The organism is Nonomuraea sp. NPDC059194, assembly GCF_042754765.1.
Lineage (GTDB): Bacteria > Actinomycetota > Actinomycetes > Streptosporangiales > Streptosporangiaceae > Nonomuraea.
The window spans coordinates 20,674-34,703 of record NZ_JBHZBH010000025.1; the positions used below are offsets into that span (position 1 = coordinate 20,674).

Consider the following 14,030-nt stretch of genomic DNA (forward strand, 5'->3'; position numbering starts at 1 on the left):
GCGTCAGCCCTTGCCGGGGTGCAGCGCCCCGCAGTTGTCGCAGGTGCGCGCCTTCTCGTCGGTGTAGAACGCCTCGAAGACCGGCGGCAGGTCCTTGACGATGTCGCGCACCTGCAGCTCCACCTCGTGGACCACGGCGTCGCACTCCTGGCAGTACCACCGGAACTTCTCCAGCGTGCCCTCCTCGCGGATCCTCTCGATCACCAGGCCGATCGAGTCGGCCTCACGCTGCGGGGAGTGCGGCAGGTTGCCGGGCAGCAGCCACATCTGGCCTTCGCGGATGTGGACGGTGTCCGGGCCCTCGGGCGTCATGACGTTGAGGTGCATGTTGCCCTTGATCTGGAAGAACAGCTCCTCGTAGGGGTCGACGTGGAAGTCGGTGCGCTGGTTGGGGCCGCCGACGACCATGACGATGAAGTCGTCCGCCTGCTCGAAGACCACCTTGTTGCCCACCGGCGGCTTGAGCAGGTGCGCGTGCTCGTCGATCCACTGGTTGAAGTCGATGGGCGGAATCATGCTCACTCCTCTGTTAGTGGCGAGTAGGCGACGGCCTGCATCTCGATCAGTAGATGAGGGTGCGGCAGTTGGTGGACTGCCACCGTGGTGCGGGTGGGTCCGGTCTCGTCGAAGAACTCGGCGTAGACCTCGTTGTAGCCCTTGAAGTCGTTCATGCTGACCAGATACGTGGTGATCTGGACCAGGTCGTCGAGGCTCGACCCCGCGGCCCGCAGGATGTCGCCGATGTTCTCGATCACCGCCCTGGTCTGCACTCGGATGTCGAGGTCCGTAGTGCCCATGGCGTCGACCGCCACGCCCGCGAACGTGTTGTCCGGCCGCCTGGAGCTCGTCCCCGACACGTAGAGGAAGTCTCCGGCCCGCCTGACGTGCGGGAAGCGCCCTCTCGGCGTCGCCTTCCCCTCGACCAGCATCACAGCGCCACCTTTCCGAGCCGCTGGATCTCCACCTCGACGTGCGCGCCGGGCCGTAGCGGCTCGGCCGGGGTGGCCGCGCCCGCCAGCAGGATCGCGCCCTCCTCGATCACCAGCCCCACCTGTACGGCCAGCCGCGCCGCCTCGACGATCGCCCTGCGCGGGTCGCCAAGGATGGCCGCCGTCGACCCGACGTGCGCGGTCCGGCCGTCGATCGTGAAGACCACGCCGAGGTTCCAGTCGTCGACGTCGTAGGGCCGCCACGGCCCGATCGTGTAGCCCGCGGCCGAGGTGTTGTCGGCGATGACGCTCTCCAGCGAGAACCTGAAGTTCTCGTAGCGCGAGTCGATCACTTCGAGGCCCGCCGCGACGGCCACGACGGCGCCGGGCCTGGCGGCGTCCTCGACGCTCTCGATCCTGCGCCCGACCAGGTAGGCCACCTCGGGCTCAACCCTGGGATGGATGTACTTGTCGTGGTCGACGACCGCCATCGACGGGGTGAGCCGCCCCAGGATGAGGTCGTTGACGCCCATCTGGCGGCGTTTGCCCTCGCTGGTGAAGCCCAGCTTGACCCCCGACAGGGGCTCGCCGCGCAGCCTGACGACCTCCTCCTGGACCTCGTAGGCGGTGGCGACGTCGAGCTCGTCCACAGGCTGTGGAATGGGCATCCGGGTGAGCGCGGCCTCGTGCAGCGCCTGGGCCAGCTTCATTTCGTCAGGTCCAATGCGATATCGACGATCATGTCCTCCTGCCCGCCGACCATCCTGCGGCGGCCCGCCTCGGCGAGGATCTCGCGGGTGTCGACGCCGTAGCGCTGGGCGGCGGCCTCGGCGTGGCGCAGGAAGCTGGAGTAGACGCCCGCGTAGCCGAGCGTCAGCGTCTCCCTGTCGACCCGCACGGGGCGGTCCTGCAGCGGCCTGACCAGGTCGTCGGCCGCGTCCATGAGCGCGTAGAGGTCGCAGCCGTGCGCCCACCCCATGAGGTCGGCCACGGCGACGAACACCTCCAGCGGCGCGTTGCCCGCGCCCGCGCCCATCCCGGCCAGCGAGGCGTCCACGCGGGTGCAGCCGTTCTCCACCGCGACCACGGAGTTGGCGACGCCGAGGCTGAGGTTGTGGTGGGCGTGGATGCCGATCTCGGTCTCGGGCCTGAGCGCGTCGCGGTAGGCCCTGATCCGCTCTCTGGCAGCGTCCATGGTCAGGCCGCCGCCCGAGTCGGTGACGTAGACGCAGTGCGCGCCGTACGACTCCATCAGCCTGGCCTGCTCGGCCAGGACGGCGGGCGGGGCCATGTGCGCCATCATCAGGAACCCCGCGACGTCCATGCCCAGCTCGCGGGCGGTGGAGATGTGCTGGGCGGAGATGTCGGCCTCGGTGCAGTGGGTGGCGATCCTGACCGACGTGACGCCGAGCGCGTGGGCTTTCCTCAGGTCCTCGATGGTGCCGATGCCGGGCAGCAGCAGGGTGGTGAGCCTGGCGTTCTGGACGGCTCCCGCGACGGCCTCGATCCACTCCTCGTCGGTGTGGGCGCCTGGGCCGTAGTTGAAGCTCCCGCCCGCCAGGCCGTCGCCGTGCGCGACCTCGATCGCCGCCACGCCCGCTGCGTCGAGCGCCCTGGCGATGGCGACCGCCTGGTCGATGGTGTAGCGGTGGCGGATGGCGTGCATGCCGTCCCGCAGGGTCACGTCCTGCACGTAGATGCGCGCGCTCATGCCAGGCCTCCCTCGTCGGCGTGTGCGGCTCCGACGGTCAGCGCGGAGGTCTCGGCGAGGCGTTCGGCGGTGCGCAGCGCGGCCGAGGTCATGATGTCCAGGTTTCCTGCGTAGGCGGGCAGGTAGTGGGCCGCCCCCTCCACCTCCAGGAAGACGCTCACCTTCGTCCCTCCACGCGCGCCCTGCGCCAGCGTCCACACCGGCTCGTCGTCGGCCACCGGCGTGAACTGCACCTCCTGCTTGAGCCGGTAGCCGGGCACGTACTCCTGCACCGAGGCCACCATCGCCGCCACCGAGGCGGCCACCTCCTGCTCGTCGCACGACTCGACCAGGCAGTAGACGGTGTCGCGCATGATCAGCGGCGGCTCCGCCGGGTTGAGCACGATGATCGCCTTTCCTCGGGCCGCGCCGCCGACCTGCTCCAACGCCCTGGCGGTCGTCACCGTGAACTCGTCGATGTTGGCCCGCGTGCCAGGTCCGGCCGACTTCGACGCGATGGACGCCACGATCTCCGCGTAAGACACCCTGGCCACCTTCGACACCGCGGCCACGATCGGGATCGTCGCCTGGCCGCCGCACGTCACCATGTTGAGGTTGGGCGCCGCCAGGTGGGCGTCCAGGTTGACCGACGGCACCACGTACGGGCCGAGCGCGGCGGGCGTCAGGTCGATGACGCGCTTGCCGTACGAGCTGACGACGGCGGCGTTGTGCGCGTGGGCGCCCGCCGAGGTGGCGTCGAGCACCACGTCGACCGCGTCGAAGGACGGCATCGATACGAGCCCCTCGACGCCCGAGGCGGTCGTCTCCAGACCCCTGCGCCGCGCCCTGGCCAGCCCGTCGGAGGCGGGGTCGATCCCCGCCATCGCCACGACCTCGACCTTCTTCGACAGCAGGGCCTTGAACATCAGGTCGGTCCCGATGTTGCCGGAACCGATGATCGCGATCCTCACCCGAACACCGCCCGCACCGAGCCGAGCCCGTCGATGATCGCCTCGAACGCGTCGCCTTCCTCGACCGGCACGACGGGGCCGAGCGCGCCGGTCAGCACGATGTCACCGGCGCGCAGCGGGTAGTCGGTACGGCCGAGCGTGTCGGCCAGCCAGACGGCCGCGTTGAGCGGGTGCCCCATGCAGGCCGCGCCCGCGCCGGTGGACACCTCCTGCCCGCGCCTGGTCATCGTCATCCCCGCCAGGCGCAGGTCGAGCCCGCGCGGCCCGACCGGCGTGTTGCCGAGCACGAACGCGCCGCTGGAGGCGTTGTCGGCGATGGTGTCGGCCAGCGTGATGTCCCAGTCGGCGACCCGCGAGTCGACGATCTCGATCGCGGGCAGCAGGAAGTCGACCGCCCTGATCACCTCGGCGACCGTGAACGGCCCGCCCACCAGGTCCTGGCCCAGCACCAGCGCGATCTCCGCCTCGGCCCTCGGCTGCAGGAACCTGTCGTACGGCACGGGCAGCCCGTCGAGGTAGGCCATGTCGGCGAACAGCATGCCGAAGTCGGGCTGGTCCACCCCGAGCTGCTTCTGCACCGCGAAGTTCGTCAGGCCGATCTTGCGCCCGACCAGCCTGCGCCCCGCGTCGAGCGCCCTGCGGGTGTTGATCTCCTGTACGGCGTAGCCCTCGCCCGCCGTGCTCACGAGGTCCCTGACGGGCGCGCACGGCTTGCCCGAGCGCTGGGCCTCGAGCAACCGGTCGGCCGCCTGTGTGCGGACGTCGACCGCCTCTGACCACTCGTCGTTCATGCGCCACCTTCCAGCTTGATCGTGATCGTCGTCGGCTCGGAGTAGAAGTCGAGCGACTGGACGCCGCCCTCCCGGCCGATGCCCGACAGCTTGACGCCGCCGAACGGGGTGCGCAGGTCGCGCAGGTACCAGGTGTTGACCCAGACGAGCCCCGCCTCCAGTCGCTGGGCCACCCTGTGCGCCCGGTCGAGGCTGCTCGTCCACAGGGTGGCGGCCAGCCCGTAGTCGGAGTCGTTGGCCAGCGCGACGGCCTCGGCCTCGGTGTCGAACGGGGCCACGTGGCATACCGGGCCGAAGATCTCTTCCCTGTTGAAGCGGGAGCTCTCCGGCAGCCCGGTCACCACGGTCGGTTCCACGAAGTAGCCGGGACCGTCGGGGGCGCCGCCGCCGGTGAGGAACTTCGCCCCCTCGTCGCGGGCGAGCGCGTAGTACGACAGCACCTTCTCCCTGTGCTGCGCGGAGATCATCGGCTGCGGGGTGACCGACGCGGCGCGCTCGGCCAGCAGCGCGCAGAACTCCTCGAAGATCGGCCGCTCGACGTAGAGGCGCTCGGTGCACAGGCACACCTGGCCGCCGTTGGTGAACACCGACCTGACGCTGCCCTCGACCGCCTTTTCGAGGTCGGCGTCGGCGAAGACCAGGCCCGCGTTCTTGCCGCCCAGCTCGAAGGAGATCGGCTTGACCCGGTCGGCCACCGACTTCATGATCGTCGATCCGGTGCGGGTGGAGCCGGTGAACGTCACCCCGTCGACTCCTTCGTGGGAGACCAGGAGCTGGCCCGCCTTGCCGTACCCGTGGATCACGTTGACCACACCGGGCGGCAGGCCGACGGAGGCGCAGATCTCGGCGAAGAGCGCGGCCGAGCCGGGCGTGTTCTCCGACGGTTTGACCACGACGGTGTTGCCCGCGACCAGCGCGGGGCCGAGCTTCCACGTCATCAGCAGGAACGGCAGGTTCCACGGCACGACGACCGCGACCACGCCGAGCGGCCTGCGCACGGTGTAGCTGAGCACGTCCGGCAGGTGGAAGGCCTCCGCCGGGCGCTGCGCGGCGATCTCGGCGAAGGCGCGGAAGTTGGCCGCGCCGCGCGGGATGTCGAGCGTGCGGGTCTGCTCCAGCGGCTTGCCCGTGTCGGCGATCTCGGCGGCCACCAGGTCGTCGAAGCGCGCCTCGATCCCCTCGGCCAGACGGCGCATCCACGCGGCCCGCTCGGCCACCGGCAGCGCGGCCCAGCCGGGCGCCGCCTCGCGCGCCGCGCGCACCGCCCTGTCGACCACGGCCTGGTCCGCCTCATGGACCTGCCTGTTCACCTGCCCGGTCATGGGATCGTAGGACGGGAACGGCTCGCCTTCGGCCACCCACGCGCCCCCGATGAAGTGGGCTACCTGCTCAAATGACATCATTCCTCCACCTAGGGGTATAGAACTTCCCGGCGGTTTCGGACAAGAATGCGTTCCGTGACACGGAACACCGACCGTCTGTCGATGCTGGAGAAGTCATGGCTGGTTCTGGACGCGTTCCGTCCGACCGGCGGCCCGCTCCGGCTCATCGACGTCGCCCAGCACTGCCATCTGCCCAAGACCACCGCCTTCCGGCTGCTCACCGAGCTGACCGAGATCGGCGCCGTCGCGCGCCGGGAGAACGGCTACTACCTCGGCCGAAGGTTGTTCGAGCTCGGTAGCATCGTCCCTCTCGAACGCGACCTGCGCCACGCCGCCCTGCCGTTCATGCACGATCTCTACGAGGCCACCCGCGAGACGATCCACCTGGGCGTCCGCGACGGGCTCGACGTGGTCTACGTCGAGAAGATCCGCGGCCAGGAGTCGTTCTCGCTGCCCTCACGGGTGGGCGGACGGCTGCCGCTCAACTGCACCGGCGTCGGCAAGGCGCTGCTGGCCTACTCCGGCCCCGAGTTCATCGAGGAGGTGCTGTCCCGGCCGCTGCGCAGGCTCACCCCGCACTCGATCGTGGACCCCAAACGGCTGGAGGAGGCCATCGGGCAGGTCCAGGCCGCGGGCCTGGCCTACGAGCGGGAGGAGGCACAGCTCGGCGGTGCGTGCATCGCCGCGCCCGTCTTCAGCGGCGGCACCGTCGTGGCCGCGCTGTCGGTGTCGGTGCCGCTGGCCCGCTTCCACCCCACCCGGCTGGCACCCGCGGTGAAGACCGCCGCGCTGGGGGTGTCCAGGGCGCTGACGAGATCGATCTAGCGGTCGTGGCTGCGCTAGGCGCCCCCGCCAGCACCGTAGCCACTCGTGAGTCGCGGGTCGGGAGATGCCCATCTCGGCGGCCACATGTGCGACGGGGCGGGCGGCCATGAACGGTCAGCCGGGCGTTACGGTGAGACACGAAGCCTCCGTGTGTGCTGCAGATTTCGACATCTACACCACACCGGAGGCCCCTTTGTTGATCAAGTACCGTGGTCAATACACCTAGCGGGCCGGACGGAGCGTGGCGGGCGGGTCGTGCCGGGTGAACGCCGGGGGCATGGCCTTGTCGGCTCCGCTCAGGAAGTCCAGCGGTGCCTGATACTCCGGGCCGATGGCGCGGGCCGCGGCATTCATCCGGCCGGGGTCCGTGGCCGGCCACTTTCCTGTGTCGATGCGGGTCAGGAGGGTCTGCAGGGTGACGATCTCTTCCGCCGCACTGAGCGCGCAGTGGCTGCCGCGGCTGAGGAAGACCTGGCGGAGCCGGACCCCAACCGGGGTGGGTGAATTCATCGACCCTGGCTCGCATCCCCGGGGGTGTAGGTGAGAACGACGACGCCCGAGGCGAAGGTCGTGGTCTTCACCAGCTTCAGGTGGGTGGTGTCGATACCGTCGAGAAGGCGACCGCCGCTGCCGGCGACGACGGGGCAGATCCACAGGTGATATTCGTCGACGAGCCGGTGCTCGAGCAGCGTTGTGTCGAGCTCACCGGTGCCGAACTTGAGGATGTTCTGCCCGGGCTGCTGCTTGAGCTTGGCGACCTCGTCGGGCACGTCGCCCTTGATGATGGTGGCGTTCCAGGTGGCCTCGGTGAGGGTGCGGGAGGCGACGTACTTGGGCAGCGTGTTCATCCTGACCGCGTAGTCACCCTCGACAGATTCCAGTCTCGGCCAGCTCCGCGCGAATCCCTCGTAGGTCTCCCGCCCCAGCAGCAGCGCGTCGGAGGCGAACAGGAGCTCGCGCGCATACGCCGAATATTCTTCATCCCAGTACGGCGCGCTCCACTTTTCCGCGGAGCTGATGACACCGTCGATGCTCATGAACGTGGACTCGATCAGTTTTCTCATGGTGGTCTCCTTCAGCGGGTCGGCTGGTAGGTGAGCAGGATCGCGCCGGTGGCGAAGGTCGTAGAGCCGACGAGCTCGACCGGGGTGGCGCTCTCCTTGCGGAACAGCGGCTCGCCCGCGCCCTTCAGCACGGGGTAGATCAAGATCTGGTACTCGTCGAGCAGTCCGGCCTTGGCGAGCGCGTCGGTCAGCCGCCCGTTGCCCCAGATGAGGATGTCGCCGCCGGGCTGGTTCTTCAGTTCGGCGACCCGCGCGAGGAGGTCCTCGCCCGGGATGACGACGGTGGGGCTCCATACGTCGGTGTCGACGGGCTGGGAGGCGACGACGTATTTGGTGATGGCGTTGACGTGGTCGGCGAACGCGTCCCCGCTCATGTTCGGCCAGGCCTGTGCCATGCCCTCGTAGGTGACCCGGCCCAGGAGCAAGGCGTCGGCGGCCATGGTCATCGTGATGGCGTACGACTCGGTCTCCTTGTCGGAGTGCTGCGTCGACCATTCGTGCGGGTTGTCGATGAAGCCGTCGAGCGTGGCGTGAGTGGAAGCGATGATCTTTCGCATGAGGTCCCCTTGTCTCGGTGGGACCTATACTCACAAGCGGCTGTTTTGGCTGGTAGTGCACAGGTTCACCAGGTGGGTGTGAAGGATTCACATGATCCGTGTGATGGTCGCCGAGGACGTTCGCATCCTGCGGGAGACCCTGACCGCCGTCCTCGATCTCGAGGACGACCTCACGGTGGTGGCCGCGGTCGAGCGGGGCGACGAGATCGAGCCGACCGCTCTCGAGGTGCGGCCGGACGTTGCCGTGCTCGACATCGACCTGCCGGGGATGGACGGGCTGGAGGCGGCAGCGGTCCTCCGTGACAAGCTTCCGCACTGCCGTACCGTCGTGCTCACCGGGCTGAACAAACCGGGTCACCTGCGCAGGGCGCTGGAGGCGGGCGTCGCGGGCTTCCTGCTCAAGCACTCGCCGCCCGACGAGCTGATCGAGGCGATCCGTCAGGTGGTCGCCGGCCGGCGGGTGGTGGACCCGCAGCTCGCGCTCGCCGAGCTCGAGCGGGCGGAGAGCCCGTTGACCGTGCGTGAGGCCGAGGTCCTGCGGATCGCCGCCACCGGCGCGGAGCCGGACGAGATCGCGAAGACGCTGTTCCTGAGCCTGGGAACGGTGCGCAACTACCTATCGTCCACGATCATGAAACTAAACGCTCGCAACCGGGTCGACGCCATCAAGATCGCTACCGACCAGGGCTGGCTGTAGAGGTACGGTCGCCTCCAGCACGAACCGGTCTCCGCGCATCCCGGCGGACAGCTCGCCGCCGACCGCGCGCACCCGCCTGGCCAGGCTTTCCAACCCCATGCCTGGTGGCGAAGCCGCGTCCGGCCCGACCCCGTCGTTGGTCAGGCGCAGCCGCACTGTGCCGGCAGTCACCTCAACGGCCAGCTCGGACCGTACGGCCGCGCTGTGCCGTACGACGTTGGTCGTCCCCTCCCTCAGCACCGCCGCGAGCGCCGCATCAGCGGCGGCGTCCAGGGACAGCGGCGGCACCGAGCTGCGTACCTCGACACCCGCAGCGGTCAGCGCCCCCGTCACGGTCTCGATCTCGTCGGCCAGCGAGATCCCGCCCGGGCCCGCCGCGACGGATCGCATCTCCGTCAACGCCTGCCGCGCCGCGTCGATCGCCGCCGACAGCTCTTCCCGTGCACGGCCCGCATCCTTGTTGAACAGCCGGAAGGCCAGCTCGCTCTTGAGCACGACCACGGAAAGCCTGAGCCCGAGGAGATCGTGCAGATCTCTCGCGAAGCGGAGCCGTTCTCGCGCCACCTCGGTCCGCGCGAGGTCGGCCCGCGCCACCTTGAGCGCCACCACCAGCTTCCCCGTCGCGACCAACCCGAACACGATGAGCGCGCGCTCGGCGACCCACACCAGCTCGTAGACCGGGCTCAGCACCGTGGAGTCACCCAGCTGCACGGCCCACAGCCCCATCACGCCGCCGGTCAGCACGGACACCACGACCCAGCGCAGCCAACCGGACAGCAGCACGAGCCCGACACCCGGCAGGAAGTACACCAGGTGCCACAGCGCCAAATCGAAGATCCACAAAGGTCCAGCAGCCGGTACGGCCAGCGCCACCAGCATCAGGACAGGCCGCCTGATCGTCCGCCCGGGCACACATGCACGCAGGAACAGCAGCACGAACACCGCCAGCGCGACCCAGAAGATCACATCGTGCAGCACCGGAACGTCGACGCGGAAGATCCTCCGTACCTCATTAGGCACGATCATGAGACAGATCGTCGCGACGCCCAGGACAGTCACCCCGATGGTGGTCAGGTCATCGGCCACCGGCCTGAACTCCGGCGCGGCCTCCCGGCGATGCCCATGGGCGACGGAACGCGTCTCGCTCAGCGCCGCCCTCGAAGTGTCCAGGCTCGATGCCAACCGCTCACGTGCGTCCGCCGGTCGCTCGGCTTCGAGCACCTCCTGGCCACGGGCGACGATCCCCTCCAGACTCCCGCCCACGCGCTCGTTCAGCTGCCTGGCGAAAGCCAGCCGCTCGCGCGTGACCTCGGCTGCCGCGAGCCCCGCCCGCGTCCGCTGAAGATCGGTGACCAGGTCGGCGAGCCGCGCCACCACGAAGAGCGCGAGCCCGACGAACGCCGCCTGCCCGATCGCCAGATACAGCGCCTCGGCCACTCCGGAACCGTCCAGCAGCGTGGCTAGGGCCTGGGCGGCCAGGACGAGCGCGAAACCCGTCCACGCAAGCCAGCGACGCCTGATCAGCAGCAGGATCGCGGCGGCTGTGAAGCCGGAATTGCCGTACCAGGTGTCGGTGTACCACACCATGCCCAGAGCGGTGAGCACCACCTGCGCGGCCAGCGTCCACGGCCAGCCCGCCGGCCGCTTCGCCGCCGACCAGCGCACGCAGTTCCGCAAGTGCAGCGCCAGCAATGCCACCAGGAGGACCGATGCCACCGGCCGCTCGGCCGGCTCCCCATTGACGATCCCGACGAACCCGCCGAAGGCGAACCCGCAGCTCGCCACCACCGCCACGAGCCGCGCCACGCGCAGCGCCGACTCCGAGGGCACAGAGGAGTCCACGGAAACCCTCCAAGAGCAGACATTTCGGGCAGACTATCTCGGTCCGGCTCGGGTCACCGACCGTGGCGGTTCCGCGCGGACGATTCGGCTTTCCTTCGCGACACTTTTGTGTACCACTGCATGATGGCTCCGTGGGCCGAACGTGGGACTTGTGGGGACATGTCATCGTCGCGGGATTGCTGGGGATTCCGCTTGCCGTACTGGCGGCTCTGACGCTGGCTCGCGCCCGGCGTGGGCGCGGGCACCCCGCGCCCACCCGCACGGCGATCGCCGACGTGGGCATCGTCGCAGGCACGGCCCCGTGGATCTGGATGATCCTCACCCCGGCGAGCGGTCAGAGCGGCGTCAATCTCGTCCCGTTCAGGGACCTCACCTGGGTCTTCTCCTCGCCGCCCGCGACGGTGTTCGTGCAGGTCGGCGGCAATCTGCTGGTCTTCGCCAGCCTGGGCGCGCTGCTTCCGGTCCGTTCGGCGCGCTTCGCGGGCCTGGCCCGCGTGGCGGCCGTGGCGGCGGGCGCCTCGGTGACCGTCGAACTCCTGCAGTACGGCCTGCGCCTCGGCCGCTTCTCCTCGATCGACGACGTCCTGATCAACACGGCTGGGGCGATCGTTGCCGCTTTGATTACTCGCCGCTGGTGGCGCCCCCAATAGTGGCCAGGACCGTTCCACGGTAACGGCCCGAGAAAACTCGCGACGGTCACCACACGGGCACGATCCACTCAAAAGAAGCTCGGGACCATCCTCCGTATCTGTGCGATCGTGGACAAGGCGGGGCAAGTTCTCTGGAGACGCCAAACCTGGTTGGTGACAGAGGGTGATCAAACGTGTCTGAATCCCCGGTACCTCAGGAGCCCCCGATCTATCGGCGCATCGCAGACGGCCTGCGCGCCAGGATCCTGTCCGGCGAACTGCGCGACGGGGACCGACTACCGGGCGAGAACGCGCTCATGGCCGAACACGCAATCGCACGCGCCACCGCCCGCCAGGCGCTGGCCGTACTGATCAACGAAGGGCTGGCGGTGCCGAAAAGAGGTTCGGGGGTTTACGTGCGACAGTTCAAGCCGATCCGCAGGCACGGATCGCGACGCCTGTCCCGCGAGCACTGGGGTCAGGGGCAGGCGATCTGGGACGCCGACACGCGCGGCCGTCCCTTCACCGTGGACGGGGTGGAGGTGGCACGCGCGCGGGCGAGCGAGGCGACCGCCGCCGTCCTCGACAGCGCGGAGGTGTGGATCAGGCGCCGCAGGTACTCGGTCGACGCCCGGCCGGTCCAGCTGGCCACGTCCTACTTTCCCGCCGACCTGGTGGAGGGCAGCGCGATCACGCTGCCGGACACCGGGCCAGGCGGCGTCTACGCCCGGCTGCGGGACCTCGGCCTGCCGCCCGCCCATTTCACCGAGGAGGTGCGCGCCCGCATGCCCCAGCCAGGGGAGGCGGGCCTGCTGGAGCTGCCCGCGGGCACTCCGGTGATCGCGATTTGCCGTACCGCCTACACCTCGGGCGGCCTGCCCGTCGAGTACAACGAGATGGTTCTCGACGCCGCGTCCTACGTACTCCAGTACGACTTCGATGCTTAGGTCAAGCCGATTTGTCAAGCGATAGGTTGACCTGTCCCCCGCGATCATTGATTTCTCTAGAGATGTGCCGCACCTTCTAAGTGAAGGCACCACACGTGGGGGACCCGGAAAGGGTGACCAGATGTCCTTTGACCGGCATCTCGCCGAGATCGCCCTGGAGTACCCCCACTGGACCATCTGGCGGAGCGACGCTGGCCGCTGGTGGGCCACCCGGCACCACCCGCTGAGCGCCGAACAGCGCGATGCGGGATGTGCCATGACCATTGACGCCGACGACCCCGAGGGCCTTCGCGAACAGTTGAGGGACCAGGAGAGGCGGGCCGGGCCCGCCCCTTGACGCGCGTGCTGTGGATCGTTCGAGGCGGGGGATCCACGGCACGCGCCCGGCCTCGTCATGAGGCCACGAGCAGCCCGGTGCCGGGTTCAGCGTCTCGGCGGCTCCGGCACCGGGCCCCCAGGCGCGGAAGTCTCCGACCCTATCGGGGGCGGGGGCTTCCGCCCTAGCTTGTCGGCCTCTCGTCTACTTGTGCGCCAGCGTGCCCAGGTTGACGTCGGTGTCGTCGGAGACCTGACGCCGCTCCTCCAGCGCCTCGGCGGGCTCGTCCTCGACGATCATCCGCACGTCGTCGACCTCCTCGACCGTGACCTCATCGACCGCGTGCTCCTCAGCCGGGGGCTCGATGGCCGGGGGCTCGACCACGTCCTCGACCGCGGGCTCGGCGACGACGGGGATCAGCGGTCCTGCGGTGTTCTCCCTGCGCATGAGGTCGCCGAGCACCGAGCTGATCTCGTTGAGCCGCCTGACCACCTCGCCGTGGGTGTCGGTGAGGTAGGTGACCCGCCGGCCCGCGTGCTCGTCGAGCGCGTTGACCCGCTGCTCGGCCGCCGCCAGCGACGACTGCGCGTGCGCCTGGGCGCTCGCCACCGTCGTCTCCGCCTCGGCGCGCGCGGCCGCCAGGGTGGACTCGGCCTCCTCGCGAGCGCTCTCGACGGTCTGCTCGGCCTCCATCCTGGCCGACGTGAGCATCCTGTCGGCCTCGTTCCTGGCGGCCCGTACCGTCTCCTCGGCCTCGGCCCGCGCGGTGGTGAGCGTCTCCTCCGCGTCGGCGCCGGCCTGGGCCAGCATGCGCTCGGCCGCGCCCGTCGCCTCGCCCACGCGGCGCTCGGCCTCGGCCTGGGCGCTGGTGAGGATGTTGTCGGCGGTCTCCCGGGCGGAGGAGACCATCCGCTCGGCTTCCATACTGGCCGACTCGCGCAGCCTGTTGGCCTCGGCCTGGGCGTCCTCCCGCTTGGCGGCCGCCTCCTCCTCGCCCAGCTTGAGGATCTGCGCGAGCCGGGGGCTGAGGTCCTCGTAGCTCTGGGGCGCCTCGACCATCCGGCGTCTGGCCTCGGCGAGCTCGATTCGGCCCTGCTCCGCCTGGTCGATCGCTCGTGCCAGCCGCTCCTCCAGATCCCTGATCTGGTTGCGGGAGCGGATCATGTAGTCGTGTACCTGACGACGGCTGTAGCCGCGCATGACGACTTCAAAGGAGTCTTCCTGCATCAGGTCGGGAAAGCTCTCGTGCTGGTTTGTCATGAGGAGTACCTAGGTGGGGAGCTTGCGGTTTGTGAGGGTCCGACAACGACGTGTCAGGAGACGACTTTCCTGCCATCTGCCCAAGTCCGCAACCCGAACGCCATACCTGCCCGGAGAATCCTGATGGGAA

17 protein-coding genes and 1 pseudogene are annotated in these 14,030 nt (G+C 69.4%); 5 read left to right on the forward strand and 13 right to left on the reverse strand.

What is annotated here, in order from left to right:
• Positions 1-3: 3 nt before the first annotated feature.
• Genes ACFXJ8_RS27450 through ACFXJ8_RS27480 form a run of 7 tightly spaced genes read right to left on the reverse strand, consistent with a single transcriptional unit; the run spans position 4 to position 5,784 of the window.
• The gene (locus ACFXJ8_RS27450) at positions 4-516 is read right to left on the reverse strand and encodes a 3-hydroxyanthranilate 3,4-dioxygenase (RefSeq protein ID WP_379646848.1); all 513 of its coding nucleotides are present in this window, start codon (positions 514-516) and stop codon (positions 4-6) included.
• A gap of 2 nt (positions 517-518) precedes the next feature.
• Positions 519-929, reverse strand: a complete 411-nt coding sequence (locus ACFXJ8_RS27455; protein WP_379646959.1) for a RidA family protein — start codon at positions 927-929, stop codon at positions 519-521.
• Positions 929-1,639 (reverse strand): 2-keto-4-pentenoate hydratase, encoded by a 711-nt coding sequence (locus ACFXJ8_RS27460; RefSeq protein ID WP_379646849.1) that lies wholly within the window; start codon positions 1,637-1,639, stop codon positions 929-931. Before ACFXJ8_RS27460 ends, ACFXJ8_RS27455 begins: the two co-directional genes overlap by 1 nt.
• Positions 1,636-2,640 (reverse strand): 4-hydroxy-2-oxovalerate aldolase, encoded by a 1,005-nt coding sequence (dmpG, locus tag ACFXJ8_RS27465; protein WP_379646850.1) that lies wholly within the window; start codon positions 2,638-2,640, stop codon positions 1,636-1,638. The genes ACFXJ8_RS27460 and dmpG overlap by 4 nt, the downstream gene beginning before the upstream one ends.
• Positions 2,637-3,590: an acetaldehyde dehydrogenase (acetylating) gene (locus ACFXJ8_RS27470; protein WP_379646851.1), complete on the reverse strand. Its 954-nt coding sequence runs from the start codon at positions 3,588-3,590 to the stop codon at positions 2,637-2,639. The genes dmpG and ACFXJ8_RS27470 overlap by 4 nt, the downstream gene beginning before the upstream one ends.
• Positions 3,587-4,381 (reverse strand): 2-keto-4-pentenoate hydratase, encoded by a 795-nt coding sequence (locus ACFXJ8_RS27475; RefSeq protein ID WP_379646852.1) that lies wholly within the window; start codon positions 4,379-4,381, stop codon positions 3,587-3,589. The genes ACFXJ8_RS27470 and ACFXJ8_RS27475 overlap by 4 nt, the downstream gene beginning before the upstream one ends.
• Positions 4,378-5,784 (reverse strand): aldehyde dehydrogenase family protein, encoded by a 1,407-nt coding sequence (locus ACFXJ8_RS27480; RefSeq protein ID WP_379646853.1) that lies wholly within the window; start codon positions 5,782-5,784, stop codon positions 4,378-4,380. Before ACFXJ8_RS27480 ends, ACFXJ8_RS27475 begins: the two co-directional genes overlap by 4 nt.
• 45 nt (positions 5,785-5,829) lie before the next feature.
• Here ACFXJ8_RS27480 and ACFXJ8_RS27485 point away from each other — a divergent pair, with 45 nt between their 5' ends.
• A complete protein-coding gene (locus ACFXJ8_RS27485; protein ID WP_379646854.1) occupies positions 5,830-6,588 on the forward strand; it encodes an IclR family transcriptional regulator in 759 nt (252 codons plus the stop codon).
• Between the two features lie 24 nt (positions 6,589-6,612).
• Here ACFXJ8_RS27485 and ACFXJ8_RS27490 read toward each other — a convergent pair.
• The 4 genes and pseudogenes from ACFXJ8_RS27490 to ACFXJ8_RS27505 form a co-directional block, all read right to left on the reverse strand.
• Positions 6,613-6,727 (reverse strand): annotated as a pseudogene (locus ACFXJ8_RS27490) (IS481 family transposase); the annotation flags it as partial.
• 83 nt (positions 6,728-6,810) lie between these two features.
• Positions 6,811-7,098 carry a hypothetical protein gene (locus tag ACFXJ8_RS27495; protein ID WP_379646855.1) on the reverse strand — a complete coding sequence of 96 codons (288 nt, stop codon included), beginning with the start codon at positions 7,096-7,098 and terminating at the stop codon, positions 6,811-6,813.
• Positions 7,095-7,652, reverse strand: a complete 558-nt coding sequence (locus ACFXJ8_RS27500) for a dihydrofolate reductase family protein (protein WP_379646856.1) — start codon at positions 7,650-7,652, stop codon at positions 7,095-7,097. The genes ACFXJ8_RS27495 and ACFXJ8_RS27500 overlap by 4 nt, the downstream gene beginning before the upstream one ends.
• Positions 7,653-7,663: 11 nt before the next feature.
• The gene (locus tag ACFXJ8_RS27505; RefSeq protein WP_379646857.1) at positions 7,664-8,209 is read right to left on the reverse strand and encodes a dihydrofolate reductase family protein; all 546 of its coding nucleotides are present in this window, start codon (positions 8,207-8,209) and stop codon (positions 7,664-7,666) included.
• A 91-nt stretch (positions 8,210-8,300) separates the two neighbouring features.
• On the opposite strand from ACFXJ8_RS27505, the gene ACFXJ8_RS27510 reads away from it, so the two are divergent.
• Complete coding sequence (locus tag ACFXJ8_RS27510; protein ID WP_379646858.1) at positions 8,301-8,906, forward strand: response regulator; 606 nt, start codon at positions 8,301-8,303, stop codon at positions 8,904-8,906.
• On the opposite strand, the gene ACFXJ8_RS27515 is transcribed toward ACFXJ8_RS27510, so the two are convergent.
• Positions 8,847-10,748 carry a histidine kinase gene (locus ACFXJ8_RS27515; RefSeq protein WP_379646859.1) on the reverse strand — a complete coding sequence of 634 codons (1,902 nt, stop codon included), beginning with the start codon at positions 10,746-10,748 and terminating at the stop codon, positions 8,847-8,849. The two genes, ACFXJ8_RS27510 and ACFXJ8_RS27515, sit on opposite strands and share 60 nt — an antisense overlap.
• Before the next feature lie 131 nt (positions 10,749-10,879).
• Here ACFXJ8_RS27515 and ACFXJ8_RS27520 point away from each other — a divergent pair, with 131 nt between their 5' ends.
• The 3 genes from ACFXJ8_RS27520 (at position 10,880) to ACFXJ8_RS27530 (ending at position 12,661) form a co-directional block, all read left to right on the forward strand.
• Positions 10,880-11,398, forward strand: coding sequence for a VanZ family protein (locus tag ACFXJ8_RS27520; protein WP_379646860.1), 519 nt, complete (start codon positions 10,880-10,882; stop codon positions 11,396-11,398).
• Between the two features lie 173 nt (positions 11,399-11,571).
• Positions 11,572-12,324 carry a GntR family transcriptional regulator gene (locus ACFXJ8_RS27525; RefSeq protein WP_379646861.1) on the forward strand — a complete coding sequence of 251 codons (753 nt, stop codon included), beginning with the start codon at positions 11,572-11,574 and terminating at the stop codon, positions 12,322-12,324.
• A gap of 121 nt (positions 12,325-12,445) precedes the next feature.
• The gene (locus tag ACFXJ8_RS27530) at positions 12,446-12,661 is read left to right on the forward strand and encodes a hypothetical protein (protein WP_354909456.1); all 216 of its coding nucleotides are present in this window, start codon (positions 12,446-12,448) and stop codon (positions 12,659-12,661) included.
• A 183-nt stretch (positions 12,662-12,844) separates the two neighbouring features.
• Here the strand turns inward: ACFXJ8_RS27530 and ACFXJ8_RS27535 are convergent, their stop codons facing one another.
• Positions 12,845-13,900: a hypothetical protein gene (locus ACFXJ8_RS27535; RefSeq protein ID WP_379646862.1), complete on the reverse strand. Its 1,056-nt coding sequence runs from the start codon at positions 13,898-13,900 to the stop codon at positions 12,845-12,847.
• Positions 13,901-14,030: the final 130 nt, after the last annotated feature.